We start from the raw sequence: 16,591 nt of genomic DNA, 5'->3' as shown, positions 1-16,591 counted from the left end.
CGGCGGCTCGACTCCGCCCGCCCCCACGCCCTCGGCCTCTTCCGCGTCGTCGTGGGCCTGCTGTTCGCCTGCCACGGCGCCGCCTCGCTCTTCGGCGTGCTCGGCGGCGCGATGGGCACCCACGGCGGCACCCTCCCGGCCGGCACCTGGCCCGGCTGGTACGCGGCCGTGATCCAGCTCGCCGCCGGCGCGTTCGTCCTGCTCGGCCTGGCCACCCGGCCCGCCGCGCTCGTCGCCTCCGGATCCATGGCGTACGCCTACTTCGACGTCCACCAGCGGGCGGCCCTGTGGCCGATCCAGAACGGCGGCGAGCTGTCGGTGCTGTTCTGCTGGGCCTTCCTGCTGCTGGTCTTCACCGGCCACGGCGCCTTCGGCCTCGACGGCCTGCTGGCCGGGAACTCCGCCCGGCGCTCGGCCGAGCGCGGCCGCACGACCGAGCAGCGGACGCCCGCGACCGCCTGATCGGAACACTTGTGCCCCCGCCGCACCTTCTGTCACACCTACGGCGTACGCTGTATGGCTGTTCACAGCCGCCCCTGCCGCTCCCCCGCGACGTCGCGGCCCGGCCGGTACACGGGGGAGTCAGGGGAGTTCGCGGTGCTGGAGAGTGTGGCGAAGGTGGGGTCGCTCACCGCCACTCCGTGGATCTACGTCGTGGTGGCGCTGTCCGTCCTGCTCGACGTGTTCCTGCCGGTGCTGCCGAGCGGCGTCCTGGTCGTGACCGCGGCCACGGCGGCGGCCGCCGGCACCGGCGCGGCCACCGGCCAGGTCCCCCACGGCGTCCCCGACATCCTGGCGCTCACCCTGTGCGCGGCCACGGCCTCGGTGCTCGGCGACCTCGTCGCCTACCGGGTGGCCCGGCGCGGCGGCGAGCGGCTGGACCGCGCGATCGCCCGCTCACGCCGGCTGAGCACCGCGCAGGAACGACTCGGCACCGCCCTGTCCCGAGGGGGCGGCGCACTGGTGGTACTGGCCCGCTTCGCGCCCGCCGGGCGCTCGGTCGTCTCCTTCGGCGCGGGCGCAACCCACCGCCGCGTGCGCGAGTTCCTGCCCTGGTCGGCGCTGGCCGGGCTGTCGTGGGCCGCGTACAGCGTGGCCCTCGGCTACTACGCCACCCGGTGGCTGGGCGCGGCCTGGCTGGCGACGGGCGTGTCCGTGGGCGCGCTGTTCGCGGCGGGCGCGGGAGCCGCGTACCTCATGCGCCGCACCCGGAAGATCCCGGAGGCCTCGTAGGCCCGCGCCCGCCCGGTTGTGTCCCGTCCGCCGGTCAGCCCGTCTACCGCGCGGCGGTCCGGCCCCGCACCTCCAGTCCGTCCAGCAGCTCGGCGGTGGCACCCGCGATCACCTCGACGGCGTGGTCGAAGACCTCCCGGTTGTGCGCGGCCGGCGCCCGGAACCCCGAGACCTTCCGCACGAACTGCAAGGCCGCCGCGCGGATCTCCTCCTCGGTCGCCTCCTCGGGCAACGCGGGCGGACGCAGTGTCTTGATGCTCCGGCACATGCTCCCAGTCTCTCCCGTCCTCCCCGGAGGGAATAGCTCCGCTCCGGCTCCTCTTGCACCGGCCATGACCCCAGTGCACGTCACCTACCTCGGCGGCCCCACCGCCGTCCTCGAACTGGCCGGGCTGCGCCTGCTCACCGACCCGACCTTCGACGCCCCCGGCGCCTATCCGATCGGCTCGCGGGAGCTGGTCAAGACGGCCGGCCCGGCCCTGCCGCCCACCGGGGTGGGCGCGGTCGACGCCGTACTCCTCTCCCACGACCAGCACCCCGACAACCTCGACCGCTCCGGCCGTACGTACCTCGAGCGCGCCCCTCTCGTCCTCTCCACGCCCGCCGCCGCGTCCCGCATCGGCGGCCCCGTCCGCGCCCTGCCCCCCTGGGAGCGCACCGAACTCCCCCTCCCCGGCGGCGGCGCCCTGCGGGTCACCGCCGTGCCGGCGCTGCACGGGCCGCCGGGGTCCGAGCCCCTCGTCGGCGAGGTCACCGGTTTCGTCCTGTCCGGCGACGGCCTGCCCAGGATCTACGTCAGCGGCGACAACGCCTCCCTCGGCCTGGTCCGCGAGATCGCCGGCCGCGAGGGGCCGTTCGACATCGCCCTGCTGTTCGCCGGTGCCGCCCGCACCCCGCTCGTCCCGGACGCCCCGCTCACCCTCACCAGCGAGCAGGCGGCCGAGGCGGCCGGAATCCTCGGCGCCCGCCATGTCGTACCCCTGCACTTCGAGCACTGGGCGCACTTCACCGAGGACGGCGCGAGCCTGGCGAAGGCGTTCGCCGGGGCGGCCCTCACCGACCGCCTGCACCTGCTGTCGCCGGGCGCGTCCGTCTCCCTGTGAACTCAGCGGCCCTCGAGGTCGGTCATCCAGTCGTTCGAAGTGATCCAGTGCCCCTTCGGATACTCGAAGTCGACCGGCCCCAGCAGGGTGAACCCGGCCCGCCGGCACACCGCGTTGGAGGCCGCGTGCCCGACGCCCGGATACGCGTGCAGATACCGGTGCACGCCGGCGGCCCGCGCCTCGGCCACGAGCGCCCGGGCCGCCCGGACGGCCAGCCCCCGCCCCTGGAAGGCGGGCGATATCCCCCACCCGGTCTCCCACACCGTCCCGCCGCGCCACTCGCGCTCCCAGAACCCGATGGTCCCCGCGGTCTCCCCGCCGCCCGCGAGCACCACCCGGTACATCCGCCCCGCGCTCAGCTCCAGATACCGCCGGTGCCGCGCCACCAGCTGCTCCTCGGCCTCCGGACCGCCGAGGTGGGCGGTCATCTCCGGGCTGTTGTGCAGCTCGAGCAGCCAGAAGTCGCCCTCCGCCCAGGGCTCCAGCCGTACGTCACTCCTCGCCACCTCATCCATGCCGCCACCGTAGGGCAGGGGTCCGACAACGCCGCTGGGGTCCACGGGCGGGACCCCGCTCGAACACACGAACACGCCAAAGCGAGTCGCGCCCCAAAATCGAACAGGCGTACCATTGGGCCGTGGCTACGCCCTATGACTTCCCTAGTGACCTCCTCGCCGGTCAGGAGGAGCTGCATCAGGTCCGGGCCGAGCTGTCGGCCCTGCTCAAGCGGCTGCCCTGGGCGGTCGTACCGCTGGAAGGATTCAGCGACGAGGGCGGCTGGCGCAAGGTGGAGCGGCCGGCCTCACCGGGCTGGACCGCCGACGAACAGGCCGAGGTGGAAAAACTGCGCCGCCGCGAGCACGAACTCGCGGTGTTCGTCACCACGCACCGATACTGGTCGCAGTTCACCGGCCCGGACGGCATCGACGCCCGCAGCCGGCTGAAGCACGCCCACGAGGCACCGGAGAGCAAGGACGAGGACGCATGATCTACCACGTGGTACCGCTCGCGGAGTGGACCGCCACCCCCGACCGCCCCTACGCCCCCGCCTCCCTCGCGGACGACGGCTTCGTGCACTGCTCCCCGGACGAACCGACCACCCTCGCGGTGGTCAACGCCTTCTACCGCACCGCCCCCCGCCCCCTCCTGGCCCTCGTCCTCGACGAAACCCGCCTCACCGCCCCCCTGAAGTGGGAACCTGCCACTCCCACCCCACCGCCCGGCGTCCCCGCGGGCACCCCCTTCCCCCACCTCTACGGCCCTCTCGACCGCGACGCCGTGACCAGCATCCAAGAGATCCACTTCGACCAGAACAACCAGGCAACGGGTTTGCGGGACACTCCCCCCGGCAAGGTAGGCTGTCGGCTCGTCCCGGGTGCGTAGCTCAGGGGTAGAGCGCCTGCCTTACAAGCAGGATGTCGGCGGTTCGAAACCGTCCGCGCCCACCAGTCGCAGCAGTGCAGGACGAAGACAGGGCCCAGGTCCGCGGGATGCACCCGCCGCCTGGGCCTTCGTCGTGCCGCGTGTCCCCTCCCTTGCGGGGGACAGCCCCACCCCCCGTCCGGTAGCGAGCCGGATTCTTTCTGGGTGGCGGTCTTTCTAGGGTCGTTGGTGTGCGGGCCGGAGTGGTTCGTGTGCGGAGCCGGAGTGGGCCGGTGGACGGGGAGGTCGTTGTGGGGCGTCGGGGTGCGGGGCGCGTTGTCGGCGTTGTGGGAGTGGCCGGGGTGCTGGTGGCCATGCTCACCGGGTGCGGGGCTTCGGCCGGGGACGACAAGGATCCCGAGCACCGGGCGTTCGCGCTGCGGGGGCACACGCTGACCGTGGACTCGGACGACTCGGCGCTGGAGATCGTCGCGGCCGACGGGAACAAGGCGGGGAGCGTCGAGGTGACCCGGTGGTTCGAGGGGTCGGTGGTCGTCGGGGGTGATCCCAAGGTGACCTGGGCGATGAAGGACGACCGGCTGGTGCTGCGGGTGAAGTGCTCGGGAATCGTCGCCGACTGCTCGGCCAAGCACCGGATCGAGGTCCCGCGCGGGGTCGTGGTGAAGGTGGAGGACGAGGACGGGAGCGTGGTGGCGCGGGGGTTCAGGGACGCGCTGAGCGTGCGTACGGCCGACGGGTCGGTGCACGTCACCGACTCCACCGGGCCGCTGGAGCTGCGCTCGCAGGACGGCTCGGTGCGCGCGGAGGTGTCCTCGCGGCGGGTGCGGGCGACCACCGTGGACGGGGCGGTGCGGCTGGAGTTGGGTGCGGTGCCGGACCTGGTGGACACGCGGTCCTCCGACGGTTCCGTGAGCCTCGCCCTGCCGCGTGCGGCGTACAGGGTGACGACGAGCACGGGCGACGGCTCGGTGGACGTGTCGGTGCCGCGCGACGACTCCAGCGCCCATGTGGTGTCGGCGCGCACGGACGACGGTGCGGTCACGGTGCGTACGGCGAACTGACCGGCCCGTGTGTTCGTCCTGTACGGGTGGGAGAATGAATTCCACGCAGGCGGACCACGGTACGGGAGAGGGATGTGACGGCCACACCGGCGACTTCGGCGATCCGCGCGGCATCGGCGACACCTCGGCAGCCGCACTCGCCGTTCGCACGGCGGCCCCGGACCCGCCCCCGGGCTCGCGGCCCTCACCCCGCGCGGGACGTCCTGGCGCTGATGGGCCTGCCCGTGCTGGTGGCGCTCGCGCTGCCCGCCGCCTTCGCCGGGGGCGGGACGCGGCGCTGGTTCGGCGGCCGGGCGGAGAGTGAGCGTGCGCAGGCGCAGGCGGCGAAGGACGCGGCGGCCGCCGCGTTCTACGAGCTGGACACCGCCCAGCGCGATCTGCGGATCTCGATGGAGACGATCGCGGCGGTGGACGACTCCCCGGCCGCGCGGCGCGCGCTGGCGGACTTCGAGGCGCTGGGCCGGCGGATCGACGAGGTCAGCCAGGGCTACATCCAGGCGGTGGACGCGCAGGACCTGGACCGGGACGACCTGGACGCGTCGGCGGCGGCGCGGTCGCGCACGGAGCTGACGCGGGCGAAGGACGAGCTGGAGAACGTCCGGCGTGAGCTGGACCGTTTCAGCAGCGGTCTGGGTCCGCTGCTGGGCAAGGCGGAGACCGAACTGGCGCGGCTGGCACCGGCCGTGGAGCGGGCGCGTCAGGCGCTGCGCGCGGCGAGCGGGGCGCTGGACACGGCGCGGGGTTCGGGGCTGCGGGCGGACGATCTGGCGGCCCGGCTCGCCGCGCTGGCGCCGGAGCTGACGAAGCTGAACCAGGGCGCGGCGCAGCACGGCGCGCGGCCGACGCTGGAGCGCGCCGAGCGGGTGGCGCGGGAGGCGGAGGCGGTGCGGGCGGAGGCCGCGCGGCTGCCGGAGCGGGCGGCGGAGGTCGATCACCGGCTGGTGTCGCTGCGGACCAGGGCGCAGGCGCTGACCACGCGGGCGGGCCAGGTGGAGCCGGTCCTCAGTGAGCTGCGGCGGCGGTTCACGGCCGCGTGCTGGCAGGATCTGCAGCAGGTGCCGGAGCAGGCCGCGGAGAGTGTGCGGCAGGCGGAGGCGAAGCTGAGGGACGCGCAGGCGGCGCGGGACGCGCAGCGCTGGCCGGACGCGACGGCGTTGCTGTCGACGGTGCGGGCGCTGCTGAACATGACGGACGAGGCGGTGTCGGCGGCCGGGGATCGCCTCGCGCGGCTGAACGCGGTGCAGAAGGATCCGCAGACGGAGATCGAGCGGACGCGGTTCGCGGTGCGGGACGCGCAGCGGCTGGCGATGACGGGGCGTACGACGCCGGATCCGCGCCACGCCCGTCCGCTGGACGAGGCGGTGGCGCGGCTGGAGCGGGCGGTCGCCGCTCTGGAGGGCCGCCACCCGGACTACTGGCACTTCCTGACGGAGACCGGTGCGGTGCGGGAGACGGCGGCCCGGGTGGTGTCGCGGATCCGCGAGGAGCGGGGAACCAGTCACTGAAGGACCCGTTCCCCGCCCGCCCGGTGTCCGCGATCAGGTGCGGTAGGCGTAGTACGCGGCGTTGGGGTACGACGCGATGAGGCTCGCCACCGACCTGTTGTAGGTGTTGGTGGAGTGGTACGACACGTACGGCACGCCCTGGGGGCTGCGGTAGGTGACGACCATGGTGTGGTCCTTGGACCCGTCCTTGTTGAAGTCCATCTGGATCACGTCACCGATGTCCGCCTGGTAGACGTAGGCGAGCGGGGTGACGCGCTTGGAGGACAGGGCGAACCAGGAGAACTCGTTCACACCGACGAACGAGTCGGACTGGATGTCCGCGTTCCCGAACCACTTGTGGAAGTCGTACGTGTAGCCGGGCACGTGCTTCCAGCCACCGGCCTTCAGGGTCTGGCTGACGAAGTTGGTGCAGTCGCCGCCGGCTCCCTGCCCGTTGAAGTCCGGGTAGTCCGGGTTGTAGTTGTTCCAGTACTTCTGCGCGTACGCGACCATGGCTTTGTAGTCGTACGTGCCGGAAGTGGTGTTCTTCGTGTTCGCGGGGGCGTTGCGCGCGGTGGACGCGCGGGGTGCCTCCGGCGGGTTGTCGTCGCTGCCGGTGGCGGCGACGGCGGGGGCCGGCGCGGCGACCTGGTTGACGGCCACGCCGTCGTCGGTGTCGCGGATGCCGGTCAGCTGCCAGGTGCCGTGGTCGTCGGCCCGGAACGACAGCTCGTGGTGGGCCTGGAAGCCGGTGGTCTTGGGCTCGTTGCCCCGGACCTTCTCGTAGGTCAGGGTCGTGCTCTCGGTGACGGCGACCTTGGCGTTGCGGCCCTTGACCTGGGTGGCGTCCAGCGTGACGGTGGTGCTGCCCGCGCTGTACTTCTCGCCGAGCTGGGCGAGGCGGGACTTGCGGCCGCGCAGCTGGGAGAGCGCGGAGCTCTCCTGGCGGTTCTGGGTGCCGGACAGCCGCACCTTGCCGGAGAAGCCGGAGGTGTGCCGGTGCCGGTCCTTCTTCCCGCTGCTGTCGTCGACCAGCGCCTGGGTGCGGTCGGTGAAGACCGCGTCGGCGAGTTTCTGGAAGGTGGCCTTGGTCGCCGCGTCCACCGTCGGGTCGTCGGTGACGGCCGCGCCCGCGCTCCAGTTGGGCACGAGGGCCACGCCGGCCACCAGCGAGGCGGCGGCCGCCGACACTATGGTGACGCGGCGCCGCTTACGGCTCAGTTTTCTTGATTTCAATCTTCGTTCCCCTCTACGCCGGTACACCTACCGGGCAGTCGCATCTTCGCATGACGGGAGCGCCGGTTGTGAAGAGGGTGTGCAGAAGTGGAATCAAGGGGTTATAGGCGTCACTTGACCACCGTGGACCAGTCCGGGGACTGCGCCGGGTCGAGGCTGCGCAGGGCTTGGAGCGTCTCGGGCTTCTGCACGTCCATCCAGTCGGCGAGTTCCTTGAACGACACGCATTTGACGCCCTTTTTGGTGCATACGCTCTTGATGACCTGGTCGATGGACTTCATGTAGATGCCGCCGTTCCAGTCCTCGAAGTGGTTGCCGATGAACAGGGGCGCGCGGCTGCCGTAGTAGGCGCGGTTGAAGCCGGCCATGTAGGAGGCGACGGTCTGCTGTTCCCACTGGGGGTACTTGGCGGGGTCGCCCTTGGTCTCGCCGCCGGACTGGTTGTAGAGGAAGTTGAAGTCCATGGACAGGCCTTGGTACTTGCCGTCCTCGTAGGGGAGCATCTGCAGCGGGAAGTCCCAGATGCCGTTCTTCTTGCTGGGCCAGATCTGGAAGTCGCCGGGCGAGGAGGCGTCGTAGCGCCAGCCGTAACTCTTGATGGCCTTCAGCAGGTTGGGCTGGCCCTCGAGACAGGGGGCGCGTCCGCCGGTGACCTCCTTGCGGAAGTCGAAGGGCAGCGGGGGTATGTCGGTGAAGCCGGTGTTGGTCTTCCACTTCTCCACGAACGAGTAGAACTGGTCGATCTCGCTCTTCCACTCCTCGACGCTCCAGTCGCCGCCGCCCTTGGCGCCGCAGAAGTGGCCGTTGAAGTGGGTGCCTATCTCGTTGCCCTGGTCGTAGGCGAGGCGGAGCTGTTCCAGGGTGTCGCGTATGTGCTCGTCGGTGGCGTAGTCGATGGCGGCGGCGCCCGGGGAGTGCATGGGCGGGTGGTAGAGGGTCTTCTTGTCCTTGGGCAGCAGGTAGATGCCCGTGAGGAAGAAGGTCATGTGGGCGTTGTACTCCTTGGCCAGCTCCCGGTAGTGCGAGAAGAGGTGGTCGCTGCCCTCGAGGGCGCCGTCCCAGGAGAAGACCACGAACTGCGGGGGCTTTTCACCCGGCTTGAGGGGTACGGGCTTCAACTCGCCCTTCTGCGGCCCGGTGTACGAGGTGGAGCCGTCGCCGAGCACATGGGTCTTGCCGTCCCACTTGGGCTCGGTGGTGGCCTTGGCGCCGGGGTTCTTGGCGCCGCTCTTGGAGCCGGCGGAGGCGGTCGGCGCGGTGGAGTCGGGGCGGGTCAGCGCCAGGAAGCCCGCCACGACGGACGCGACGACCAGCAGGGCGGCCAGGGTCACGAACTCGGGGCGGGTGGTGCGGCGGCGCGCGCGGGCCTTGCGTCGGCGGCCGGGTGTCGGCTTCATGGGCGGCTCACATTGGGTGGTGGTCGGTGCGGGTGCGGGTGCGGTGCGGCCCCCGGGCCGCCTTCGGTCAGCCGAGTGGGTCCATGGCGCGGGCCCAGATGCCGTAGGGAACGTTGTCGGGGCCGGTGCCGGCCAGTCCCTTCAGCGGGAGCGGTTCGAGGCTCTTGGCGAGGTCCCTGCGGTAGACCACGACGGCCGTGGACACCGACTTGGCGGTGCCGACGTACCAGGCGGCCGTGTCGTCCTCGGTGCCGCCGGCCTTGCCCGCCACGGTGGGCCCGGCGGTGGTGCCGGGGACGGAGTTCGCGGCGGGCACGGCGGCCGGGTGGGCGCCGCGGAAGGCGTCGCCGAGGGCCTCGGTGACCTGCTGGGCCACCTGGGCGGTGACCGCGCGGTCGCGGACCGGGTCGTCCAGGCGCACGGCGGAGCCGTTGCGGGTGATGCGGCGCACCGAGTACGGCTCGGTGTGCATGCCGCCGGCGGCGAAGGTGGCGTAGCCGTTGGCCATGCGGATGGCGCTGGGGGTGGAGCTGCCCAGGGACAGCGCGGGGACCTGCGGGCCCATGGTGGAGGGCAGCAGTCCGGCCGCGGTGGCGGTCTGTTTGACCTTGTCCAGGCCGGTGTCCATGCCGAGCTGCATGAACGGGGTGTTCACGGACTCGGCGAGCGCCTTGCGCAGACTGATCTGCCCCCAGGACTTCTTGCCGTCGTTGTGGGCGGCGACCTTGCGGCCGCTGCGGTCCCAGTAGGGGCCCTCGGGGGTGGTGACGGGCACGGCGTCGTCGCCGTTGTAGAGGGTCTCGGGGGTGACCGGCTCCCGGGCCACGTCGCGGCGCTTGGTGACGCCGTACTCGAGCCCGGCCGCGTACACGAAGGGCTGGAAGGCCGAACCGGCGGGCACGGTGGAGGCGTTGGACTCGTTGTAGCCCTGTGTGCGGTGGTCGGGACCGCCGTAGACGGCGAGGATACGGCCGTCGGCGGCCACCGAGGCGGCCCCGTAGTGCGCGGTCTTCGCGGCCGCCGCGTCGGTGGACTTGGCCTTCTTGCGGGCCTTGGTGACCGCGTCGGTGAGGGTGCTCTCCCGCTTGCGGTCGAAGGTCGTGTAGATCTGGTAGCCGCCCATGTCGAAGTCCCGGTCGGAGATGTGCCCGGCCTTCTTGGCGTACTGGGAGGCGAGTTCGACCAGGTAGTCGCTCTGCTGGCCGGTGTCGTAGAGCGGGTTGCGCTTGAGCGGCTCGGGGAAGGTCCTGAACTTGGCGCGCTCGGCGGGCGACAGCTTGCCGATCTTGACCATGCGGTCGAGGATCCACTTCCAGCGCTCCTCGGCGCGGTGGTGGTTGGCCTGGTTGAGCGTGGGGTCGTAGAGGCCGGCGCCCTTGAGCAGGGAGGCGAGGAAGGCGGCCTCGCTGGCGTTGAGCTGGCTGACGTCCTTGCCGTAGTAGGCCTGGGCGGCGCGCTGGATGCCGTAGGTGCCGCGGCCGAACCAGCTGGTGTTGAGGTAGCCCTCGAGGATCTTGTCCTTGCTCATGCGGTTGTCGAGCTTGAGGGCGATCATCGCCTCGGTGAACTTGCGGCTGACCGTCTGGTTCTGGGTCAGGTAGACGTTCTTGACGTACTGCTGGGTGATGGTGGAGCCGCCCTGGGTGTCGCCCTCGCCGACCGTGCGCCACAGGGCGCGGCTGATGCCCTTGAAGGAGATGCCGGGGTCGCTGTAGAAGCTCTCGTTCTCGGCGGCGAGGACGGCCCAGCGGACGTCCTCGGGTATGTCCTTCAGCGGCATGGCCTGGCGCTGCACCCAGCCGGTGCGGGCCATCGGGGTGCCGTCCGACCAGAAGTACACGTTGTCCTGCTGGGTGGCGTACGTGTTGAGGTTGGACGGTATGTCCGTGGCGGCGTAGGCGACGACCAGGAACACTCCGGTGAGGCCGAAGGCGGAGAAGGTGGCGCCTATCCATTGCCGCCAGGAGGGTATCCAGCGGCGCCAGCCGGTGCGGCCGGGGCGCGGGTAGACCGGTTTCAGCTTGCGGGCGTAGGGCGCGAGGAGGGCGGCCAGGGGCGCCAGGCGGCGCAGCAGCGGGGCAAGGCGGCTCGCGGTGGCGGCGGTGAGCCGGGCGAGCCACGGGGGCAGGGCGGGGCGGCTGCGCGGCTTGCGGCGGCCGGCGCGGCGGCCGGCCTGCCTGCCGTCGCCCGCGCCACCGGGCTTGGGGCCCGGCTTCGGCCGGAAGACGCGCAGTTGCATGGTCTCGTGCGGCTCGGGGTCGCCGGCGGGCCCACCCGCCTCGGCGGACTTCCGCTGCCTGCGCAGGGCGTCGACATTGAGCTGCATCGTCTCGTCGGGCCGGGGCGGGGCACCGGCCGTCTGCCGCTCGGTCCGCTCCCCGTCGCGGCCGAGCTCGCGGTCGCGATCGCCGCCGAGCTCGCGGTCGCGGTCACGGCTGAGCTCGCGGTTGCGCTCCCGCAGGGCGTCGACGTTGAGCTGCATGGTCTCGTCCGCACGTGGCGGCGGACCGGTATCGGGTGCGCGCCTGGGCGCCGAGCGGCGCCCGCGGGGCCCTCGGCCCTCCCCGGGGAGGCCCTCCCCCTGCCCTGCCTCGGTCACGACTGCGTCTCCCTCCGCACTCCGTGTTGCCTGCGCGGGTCGACACAGCCGCCGCAGTTGCGGCCGCCAGCCCCCTGGTTCCCAGCCGCCTCGCGGCCCTCGCGGCGCTATAAAATTATCAGCCGTCTTTTCAATTCCTCCGCACAAGAACGGGACAGAAACCAACACATGAGAAACGCGGAGCGCTGTGTGTCCCGTCACGCCCGCCGACCAGGCCGTAACCTGGGGCCATGCCTCGCTACGAGTACCGGTGCCGCAGCTGCGGTGACACGTTCGAACTGAGCCGTCCGATGGCGGAGTCCGCCGCCCCGGCCACCTGCCCCGCGGGCCACGACGACACGGTCAAGCTGCTGTCCACGGTGGCGGTCGGCGGCTCCGCGAGCGCCCCGTCCCCCGCGCCCCGGGGCGCCTCGGGCGGCGGTGGAGGCGGCTGCTGCGGAGGCGGCTGCTGCGGCTGACCCGCCCGGCGGCTCCTACGGGGCTCCCCCGGCCGTTCCCCGGGCCGTGCGCAGGAATTCGCGGACGATGCGCTCGCCGGCGAGCACCCCGCGCTCCGGGAGGGCCGTGATGGCGGGGGCCGTCCAGGCCGTCTCGGCCAGCTCGCCGTGGGCGGGACGCCAGCCCCGGTCCACGGCGAGCAGCAGGTCGGCGTCGAGCAGCGAGTCACCGGCGCCCAGGACCAGGTCCGCGCCGGTGCGCCGGGCCACCTCGTGGACGGCCGCGCTCTTGGTGAGCGGCTTGGGCACGGCGTAGACCTTGCGGCCCTGCAGCGACACCGTCCAGCCCAGGTTCTCCGCCCACGCGCCGAGTTCCTTCACCCAGTCACCGGGGAGCAGTTCGCGTTCCACCACCAGGTAGGCGAACAGGTCCTCGGCGACGCGGTGCTTGCGCACCCACACCGGGTCGGCGGTGCGCAGCAGGTGCTCCTGCACCTCGGCCAGCGGCGCGCACTCGCCGGCCAGCCGCTCGGTGACCCGCCGGTGCCAGTCGGGGTCGGACACGCCGTCCACGAGCAGATGGCCGCCGTTGGCGCAGATCGCGTACGCCGGCGCGGGGCCCGGCAGGTTGATGCGCAGGTACTGCTTGCGGGTGCGGGTCGTGGCGGGCACGAACACCGCCGCGTCGGCGAGGTCGGTGAGCCCCTGGGCCGCCGTCTCCGTCATGTAGGACAGCGGCCGGCTCTCGTGCACCTCCACGCACAGCAGTCTGGGCGCCCGCGCGTCGGGCATGGTCAGCGCCAGGGCGGCGGCGGAGTAGATGAGCGTACGGTCGAGGTCGCTGGCCACCAGCACCGGCATCAGCTGTTCACCGCCCGGCCGTCGGCGCCGGTCGCCCCGCGTGTGTAGCGCGGATGGATCAGGCCCACGCAGGTGTACGGCAGCGCGTCCACCTCCTCGACCGGGACCCCTCTCTGCTCGGCCAGCAGCCGCACGTGGTCCAGGTCGGCTCCCGCGCCCGCGCGGGCGAGGATCCGCCACGGCACCCGGCGCAGCAGCACGCGCGTGGTCTCGCCGACGCCCGGCTTGACCAGGTTCACGTCGTGGATGCCGTACTCCTCGCTGATGCGCTCCACGGCCGCCCAGCCCTCCCAGGTGGGCGTGCGGTCGGCGGACAGCAGCTCCTTGACCGCGGTGTCGACGGAGTCGGCGACCTCGGCGAAGCGTGCGCCGACCGCGTCGAGGAAGACGTTCGACAGGTCGGAGCCGGCCAGCTCGCGGTAGAACTTCGCGCCGTGGAAGTCGTGCGGGCCGACCAGGTCGGCGCGCAGCACCGTGCGAGAGATCAGGCCGGAGACGGTGGAGTTGAGACAGGCGGAGGGGATGAGGAAGTCCTCGCGGGTGCCGTAGGTGCGTACGCAGGAGCCCGGGTCGGCCAGCACGGCGATCTCCGGGTCGAACCCGGTGACGCCCTCCTCCCGCTCGAACTCCGTTATGGCGTCGGCCAGTTCGCGGGTGATGGCGCCCTTGCCGGTCCAGCCGTCGACGAAGACGACGTCGGCGGGGTCGTGGTGGGCGGCCAGCCAGCGCAGCGCGTTGGCGTCGATGCCTCGGCCGCGCACGATCGACACGGCGTAGTGCGGCAGTTCGCGGCCGTGCCGGAAGCGGGCCCAGCGGCGCATCAGCACGCCGACCGGCGTGCCCGCGCGGGCGAGCGAGACCAGCACCGGGGCCGGTGTCCGCTCGGTGAGGACCGTCTCGGTGACCACGCCGACGGCCTGGGCGATCCGGGCGGCGGAGACCTCCAGGGCCGCGTGGAACAGCTCCTGGTACTGCTCGCTCGGCTGGTACTCCACCGGGAGCGACTCGGCGTAGTGCGCGCCGCCGCTCTGGATCGCCTCCTCGCGCTCCTCGGTCGGCGCCTCCAGCGTCACCTCCGACAGGTCCCGCAGCAGCCAGCCGACCTCCTGTGGCGCGTACGAGGAGAAGGCGGGGCCGCGCAGGGGCTCGGGCAGCATGGAGGGCCTTTCGGGGGCGTGCGGGCGGGCGGGGACGTACGAGGGCACGACCGCGAGCAGGACGTGCGGGGTGTGCGCGGCGAGCTGCGCGAGCAGCCCGTCGGGCGCGTGCAGTTCGGGCGTGTCGGCTACGGAGTCGACGACGGCGACGACCGCGTCGAAGCCGGCGCCGGCGACGTTGTACGCGTACCGCTCGCCGGGGCCGTCGGCCGGGTCGTCGTGGGCGGGGAAGACCAGGCGGGTGCGGATGGCGTAGCCGGGGTCGTCGACGGCGAGGACGGGCGAGCGGGTGGTGGTCGAGTAGCGCACCTCGGCTCCGGTGACGTGCTCCAGCTCCCGGGCCAGCCGGAGCGGGGCGTACATCAGCTCCTCGAAGCCGAGCACCAGCACCCGGCGGGCGTCCGCGGGCAGCGCCTCGGCGAGCCGGGCGGCCATGGCGGGCAGGGCGCGCTCCAGGCGGTCGCGGTGGGCGGGCGTGAAGCCGTGCCGCCCGCCGTCCGGGAGGCCACGGGGCCAGCCGAGGCCGACCCGGGTGATCCGGCCGCGGGCACGCTGGGCGGGGAGGGCCGGCCGCTCGTAGCGGGCGACGAGTTCGCGGCCCTTCTCCAGGACGTGCTCGGGCAGCTCGACCGTGCCCGAGGCGGCGGCCACCAGGTCGACGCGGGCGCCGGTCTCGCGGGCGAGGTCGTGCAGGCGGCCGGCGTCGGCCGGGGAGCGCATGTCGACGAGGGCGACCACGACGTAGCGCCGGCGCGGATGGCGGGCGTGCAGGTCGCGGATGGTGTTCAGGACGGTGTTGCCGGTGGAGAACTCGTCGTCGACGAGGACCAGCGGGCCGGGTCCGGCCAGCAGGGCCGGGTCCTCGGGCAGCAGCAGGTGGGAGGTGGCGTGCGAGTGGGACTCCTCGAAGCCGCCGGCCTGCGCGACCCCGGCGACCGGGCGGCGGGTGGAGTGCAGGCAGCGGGCCGTGCCCAGGCCGTCGGCGACCGAGTGGCCGAGGCCGGTCGCCGTCTCCGCGTACCCGAGGACGACGGCCTCGGCGGCCTCGGCCGGGCCCAGCAGGTCCCGCACGCGGCGGCCGAGCGCGAATCCGTGCCCGTACACCACCGACGGCGACTGCGGTACGTGCTTGCCGAGCACGTTGGACACGAGCAGGTGGGCGCGCTTGGGGTTGCGGCGCAGCGCGAGGCCCAGCAGGCCCGTCAGCTCGTCGTCGCCCCGCAGTTCGACCCCGAGCCGCTCGGCGACCCAGGTGCCGGACCAGACCGCGTCGTTGACTGCCTTGTTCATGCGTTCCTTCAGCTGGGGATGGCGGCGGCGAGCAGCTCCACGAAACCGACGTCCTCCCGGGCGACGCCGAAGACCTCGGCGCGCTGCAGGGTCCGCTCGGCCCAGGCGCGGTGCGGCTTCACCTCGTTCATCTTGTTGGTGTACGCCGATCTCAGCACGCCCCCGCCGCCCCGCTCGGGTCTGAGGATGTCCGCCGCGTCGCTGAACTCCTCATGGCTGACGACCGACAGCGCGTGCACGGGCAGGACGTGGGAGGGGTGGATGCAGGTCTTGCCGAGCAGGCCGTTGGCGTGGTCGAGGGAGATCTCCCGCAGCAGCCCGTCCATCGCGTGCTCGATCAGTCTCTCGCGCAGCTCGACGGCCTGCACCTGCAGGAAGGGGCTCTGACGCAGTTGAGGCTTGAACATCCGTTCCGGCATGCGGAAGTACTCCCACACCGGCCCGGTCACGGTGAAACCGGTGCCGTCCGCGCGGGCCAGCATGTTCACCACGTCGGCGATCACGGAGGCGACGACCTGGACGTCGTAGGCGGTCATGTCGGGGGCACGGCGCAGCCCGTAGGAGGAGCAGAAGTCGGTGACGCCCAGGCGCAGGGCGAGCACCCGCTCCCGGTGCTTGTCGACGGCGCGGAAGATGCCCTCCAGGGTCTCCACCCGCGACTCGCGGTAGAGCAGCTCGGGCGACTCCAGGACCGGCATGGCGAACAGCCGCCGCCCGCACTCCGCCTCCGCGGCCTCGACGGCCTCGAGGAACGGCAGTCCGCGCTCCGCGGTGAACTTGGGCAGCACGAAGCCGGACAGCAGCCGTACGGCGGGCCCGAGGCGGCGCACCAGGTCGGGTATCTGCCCGGGGACGCGGACCCGGATGAACAGCAGTGGGAGCCCGGCGCCGGGGCGGGCGGCCAGGTCGGCGAACTGGCTGACGAGGTTGGCCTCGCCGGCGGCCACGTCCGCGTCGCCGATGGAGTCCTCCAGGCACAGCACCATGGACACCACCCCGCGCCGGGCCTGCTTGACGATGTCGTCGGCGAGGCGGGGCCGGGTGGCCGGGCTGTAGAGGGTGGCGCCCAGGGCGGCGGAGAGCAGCCGGGCCGGGGAGTCGGCGGTGAACTCGCACGGCTCCTGGTGGAAGAGTCGCTGCCGCACCTCAGGAGCCAGGTGCCCGAAATGACGCATATAGCTCCCCCGTTACGATGCGAGCGGCCGGTCGGATTTTGGAAAGGGTGGCCGGTAATAGTACGTACAAATCCCGGTCAGAAGTTCCCGTCGGGCATGAACTTCTGGTAACCCGGCCGTGTCGGAACCTGTCGGGCTCCCCCCCTCGCCCCTCACCCCGCGTTGTCGTGACCAG

At 72.6% G+C, this 16,591-nt stretch carries 16 protein-coding genes and 1 tRNA gene; 9 read left to right on the top strand and 8 right to left on the bottom strand.

Going from position 1 to position 16,591, the window contains the following annotated elements:
* Together IE249_RS01020 and IE249_RS01015 are read left to right on the top strand one after the other, a co-directional pair.
* A partial coding sequence (locus IE249_RS01020; RefSeq protein WP_189702837.1) for a DoxX family protein occupies window positions 1–462 on the top strand: 462 nt, incomplete at its 5' end.
* Window positions 463–597: 135 nt separating this feature from the next.
* Window positions 598–1,233, top strand: coding sequence for a DedA family protein (locus tag IE249_RS01015; protein WP_189702836.1), 636 nt, complete (start codon window positions 598–600; stop codon window positions 1,231–1,233).
* Window positions 1,234–1,276: 43 nt separating this feature from the next.
* Here IE249_RS01015 and IE249_RS01010 read toward each other — a convergent pair whose 3' ends face one another.
* Complete coding sequence (locus tag IE249_RS01010) at window positions 1,277–1,501, bottom strand: DUF2277 domain-containing protein (RefSeq protein ID WP_189702835.1); 225 nt, start codon at window positions 1,499–1,501, stop codon at window positions 1,277–1,279.
* 64 nt (window positions 1,502–1,565) lie between these two features.
* On the opposite strand from IE249_RS01010, the gene IE249_RS01005 reads away from it, so the two are divergent.
* Complete coding sequence (locus tag IE249_RS01005) at window positions 1,566–2,336, top strand: MBL fold metallo-hydrolase (RefSeq protein ID WP_189702834.1); 771 nt, start codon at window positions 1,566–1,568, stop codon at window positions 2,334–2,336.
* A 2-nt stretch (window positions 2,337–2,338) separates the two neighbouring features.
* Here IE249_RS01005 and IE249_RS01000 read toward each other — a convergent pair whose 3' ends face one another.
* A complete protein-coding gene (locus IE249_RS01000) occupies window positions 2,339–2,851 on the bottom strand; it encodes a GNAT family N-acetyltransferase (protein WP_189702833.1) in 513 nt (170 codons plus the stop codon).
* 122 nt (window positions 2,852–2,973) lie between these two features.
* Here IE249_RS01000 and IE249_RS00995 point away from each other — a divergent pair, with 122 nt between their 5' ends.
* The 5 genes from IE249_RS00995 to IE249_RS00975 all read left to right on the top strand — a co-directional run bounded on the left by IE249_RS00995 (window position 2,974) and on the right by IE249_RS00975 (window position 6,285).
* Window positions 2,974–3,324 (top strand): DUF8825 domain-containing protein, encoded by a 351-nt coding sequence (locus IE249_RS00995; RefSeq protein WP_189702832.1) that lies wholly within the window; start codon window positions 2,974–2,976, stop codon window positions 3,322–3,324.
* Complete coding sequence (locus IE249_RS00990) at window positions 3,321–3,719, top strand: DUF952 domain-containing protein (protein WP_189702831.1); 399 nt, start codon at window positions 3,321–3,323, stop codon at window positions 3,717–3,719. Before IE249_RS00995 ends, IE249_RS00990 begins: the two co-directional genes overlap by 4 nt.
* A tRNA-Val gene (locus IE249_RS00985) sits at window positions 3,710–3,784 on the top strand. Before IE249_RS00990 ends, IE249_RS00985 begins: the two co-directional genes overlap by 10 nt.
* A gap of 288 nt (window positions 3,785–4,072) precedes the next feature.
* On the top strand, window positions 4,073–4,780 hold the full coding sequence (locus tag IE249_RS00980) for a DUF4097 family beta strand repeat-containing protein (RefSeq protein WP_189703204.1): 708 nt from the start codon (window positions 4,073–4,075) through the stop codon (window positions 4,778–4,780).
* 74 nt (window positions 4,781–4,854) lie between these two features.
* Complete coding sequence (locus tag IE249_RS00975) at window positions 4,855–6,285, top strand: hypothetical protein (protein WP_373304317.1); 1,431 nt, start codon at window positions 4,855–4,857, stop codon at window positions 6,283–6,285.
* A gap of 33 nt (window positions 6,286–6,318) precedes the next feature.
* On the opposite strand, the gene IE249_RS00970 is transcribed toward IE249_RS00975, so the two are convergent.
* The 3 genes from IE249_RS00970 to IE249_RS00960 form a co-directional block, all read right to left on the bottom strand.
* The gene (locus tag IE249_RS00970; RefSeq protein WP_229857341.1) at window positions 6,319–7,434 is read right to left on the bottom strand and encodes an amidase domain-containing protein; all 1,116 of its coding nucleotides are present in this window, start codon (window positions 7,432–7,434) and stop codon (window positions 6,319–6,321) included.
* 176 nt (window positions 7,435–7,610) lie between these two features.
* Entirely contained in the window at window positions 7,611–8,897 is a 1,287-nt protein-coding gene (locus tag IE249_RS00965) for a hypothetical protein (RefSeq protein WP_189702829.1), read from the bottom strand.
* 67 nt (window positions 8,898–8,964) lie between these two features.
* Window positions 8,965–11,379 carry a transglycosylase domain-containing protein gene (locus IE249_RS00960; protein ID WP_229857152.1) on the bottom strand — a complete coding sequence of 805 codons (2,415 nt, stop codon included), beginning with the start codon at window positions 11,377–11,379 and terminating at the stop codon, window positions 8,965–8,967.
* 347 nt (window positions 11,380–11,726) lie between these two features.
* Between IE249_RS00960 and IE249_RS00955 the strand changes: the two genes are divergently transcribed.
* Window positions 11,727–11,954, top strand: a complete 228-nt coding sequence (locus IE249_RS00955; RefSeq protein WP_189702828.1) for an FmdB family zinc ribbon protein — start codon at window positions 11,727–11,729, stop codon at window positions 11,952–11,954.
* A gap of 15 nt (window positions 11,955–11,969) precedes the next feature.
* Here IE249_RS00955 and IE249_RS00950 read toward each other — a convergent pair whose 3' ends face one another.
* Genes IE249_RS00950 through IE249_RS00940 form a run of 3 tightly spaced genes read right to left on the bottom strand, consistent with a single transcriptional unit; the run spans window position 11,970 to window position 16,416 of the window.
* A complete protein-coding gene (locus tag IE249_RS00950; protein WP_189702827.1) occupies window positions 11,970–12,794 on the bottom strand; it encodes an HAD family hydrolase in 825 nt (274 codons plus the stop codon).
* Window positions 12,794–15,241, bottom strand: a complete 2,448-nt coding sequence (locus IE249_RS00945) for a phosphoribosyltransferase (protein WP_189702826.1) — start codon at window positions 15,239–15,241, stop codon at window positions 12,794–12,796. The genes IE249_RS00950 and IE249_RS00945 overlap by 1 nt, the downstream gene beginning before the upstream one ends.
* Window positions 15,242–15,249: 8 nt before the next feature.
* Window positions 15,250–16,416 (bottom strand): HpcH/HpaI aldolase/citrate lyase family protein, encoded by a 1,167-nt coding sequence (locus IE249_RS00940; RefSeq protein WP_189702825.1) that lies wholly within the window; start codon window positions 16,414–16,416, stop codon window positions 15,250–15,252.
* Window positions 16,417–16,591 lie beyond the last annotated feature (175 nt).

Origin of the sequence: Streptomyces anandii JCM 4720 (assembly GCF_014650655.1) — a bacterium.
GTDB lineage: Bacteria > Actinomycetota > Actinomycetes > Streptomycetales > Streptomycetaceae > Streptomyces > Streptomyces anandii.
The sequence above is the reverse complement of the archived record's forward strand: the minus strand, read 5'-3'. Positions and strand labels throughout refer to the sequence as shown.